Source organism: Bathymodiolus azoricus thioautotrophic gill symbiont (assembly GCF_001298715.1).
In the GTDB taxonomy this organism is placed as follows: Bacteria; Pseudomonadota; Gammaproteobacteria; order PS1; family Pseudothioglobaceae; genus Thiodubiliella.
The window spans coordinates 1-1,844 of the sequence record NZ_CDSC02000439.1 but is presented as its reverse complement, the minus strand read 5'-3'; the positions used below and the strand labels follow the sequence as shown (position 1 = coordinate 1,844).

Sequence of the window (1,844 nt, the reverse complement as noted above, 5' to 3'; positions counted from 1 at the left end):
TTCTATCAACATCTTCTTTGTTAAAAAACAAATGCTCGTTACAAATTTCGTTATGAATGGCTATTTCACCACGCTCTTCTAATAATTTCCTGGCTTCTTCTTCACCAAGGTTAAGAACAATACTTTCAAAGCGTTCACGCTCTTGCTGGCATTCATAATAAATACTTTTACCGGTAAAAATCTCAAGCACTTCTTCGTGAAATAGCCTGTGTAATAATGACTCCATATCCAATTCACACATTTCTTTATCAGTTACAGTGTCCGCCAAAGTAGTGATACGGCGCCAGTCTTCTGAGTCCTTAGTCTTAGATTTTGGCATTTTTTGAATCAGTATTGCTGACAATGTGTCTTTACTTGAACTAACCCAAAGTTTGGAGTCCAGTTGTTCAGATTGAGAAAAATAATCCTCGAAAGTTTGCAATAAACTCTTATCATTTCTTGGCGCTAAAGACTGAAAACTGCTATCAGTTTGTGCATTGTATAAAGTAACAACAATCTGCCCCTTACCCAATAGCGCATCAAGTGTATCATCATCGGTAATATCACTATCTGAGCGTACCATGCCACGGATTTTTAAATTATGCGTTACTTCCACTAATAGCAAACTCACCACACCATCACCTTGCAATTGCAAAGTAAGTTTTCCCTTGTGCTTCATACCGCTTGTCAGCATAATTGCTAGCGCGCTAAGTTCACCAAACAGTTGTCTAACTTGTCTAGAATAACCGCGATTTTCAATCATTGCTTGCCAAGCCTCAGACATCGATAGGTATTGTCCACGAATGTCAAGTTCTTTAAATAAAAATCTCGTTTGTATATTCATAGGTATGATTTTAGTTTATGCAAAAAGTTATTGAAAAGAAAATTGTTGTTGATTGTGATGGTTATTGCGCATAATAAAACGGCTGCCAGAAAATTAAATGAATAATTAAATCTTGAAATAAATCTTTTGTGAATGCTATTTTTTGAATCAACCCTTATCTAATATCTTTTAGAGACCTTTACATAAATAGGGATGATTGACAAAAGCCAATTTTTGCCCAATTGGTGATTTCTTTAAACCTTGTCCTAGCAGGGTTAAGATTGGGTTTACCCTCCTAGAGGACTGCTGGGTATCGCTGGAAAAATCGCCAAGTGGGTGAAAATTAGCTCTAAAGTTATTATAATTTTTGGGACTAACTTACATTAATACCAAAACCACAACAAATACAATAAAATAGGCAACACTCACAACACTCATGAAATAATAATGACTCAATACACAAACACCATTAGCACATTTGAACTATTAGAAAGGTTTCCAACCGAAGAATCTGATCGCCTATATTTTGAACAAAAACTTTGGAACAACAAACCCAAATGTCCGTCATGTGCCAATCAAACACCCAAACAGATTTATCATCACCCCTCCCGTCTTGGCTTATACTGTTGTAAATGTTGTAAAACCCAATTTAGTGTTCGTAATAACACGCTCATGCATGCCAGTAAAATCTCGTTAAGAAAATGGCTTTATGGCATGTATTTAGTGGTGACTGCTCGCAAGGGTATATCCAGTTACCAACTTGTAAAAGAACTGGGTATTACCCAAAAATCCTCATGGTTTATGGGGCATAGAATACATAAAGCTTGCAAAAACAATAATGTCATTATTTCTGGAATAATTGAAATAGACGAAACCTAAACCTATATAGGTGGTAAAGAAAAAAACAAACATCAACATAAAAAAACCAAAGGTACACAAGGTAGGAGCACTAAAACCAAAACCCCTGTGGTTGGTATGCGCTGCCGTAATGGCATACTTGTTGCTGCCAAAATGGATAAAGTCAATAGTGCCAATATTCAGA

General features: G+C 36.1%; 2 protein-coding genes. One reads left to right on the top strand and one right to left on the bottom strand.

All coding sequences use genetic code 11. From position 1 onward, the window contains the following. Nucleotides 1–823, bottom strand: an 823-nt coding sequence (gene hslO / locus BAZSYMA_RS08375) for an Hsp33 family molecular chaperone HslO (protein WP_241502603.1), incomplete at its 3' end; no start/stop codon positions are given. Between the two features lie 426 nt (nucleotides 824–1,249). On the opposite strand from hslO, the gene BAZSYMA_RS08370 reads away from it, so the two are divergent. Beyond that, entirely contained in the window at nucleotides 1,250–1,681 is a 432-nt protein-coding gene (locus BAZSYMA_RS08370) for a transposase (protein WP_090717872.1), read from the top strand. Nucleotides 1,682–1,844 lie beyond the last annotated feature (163 nt).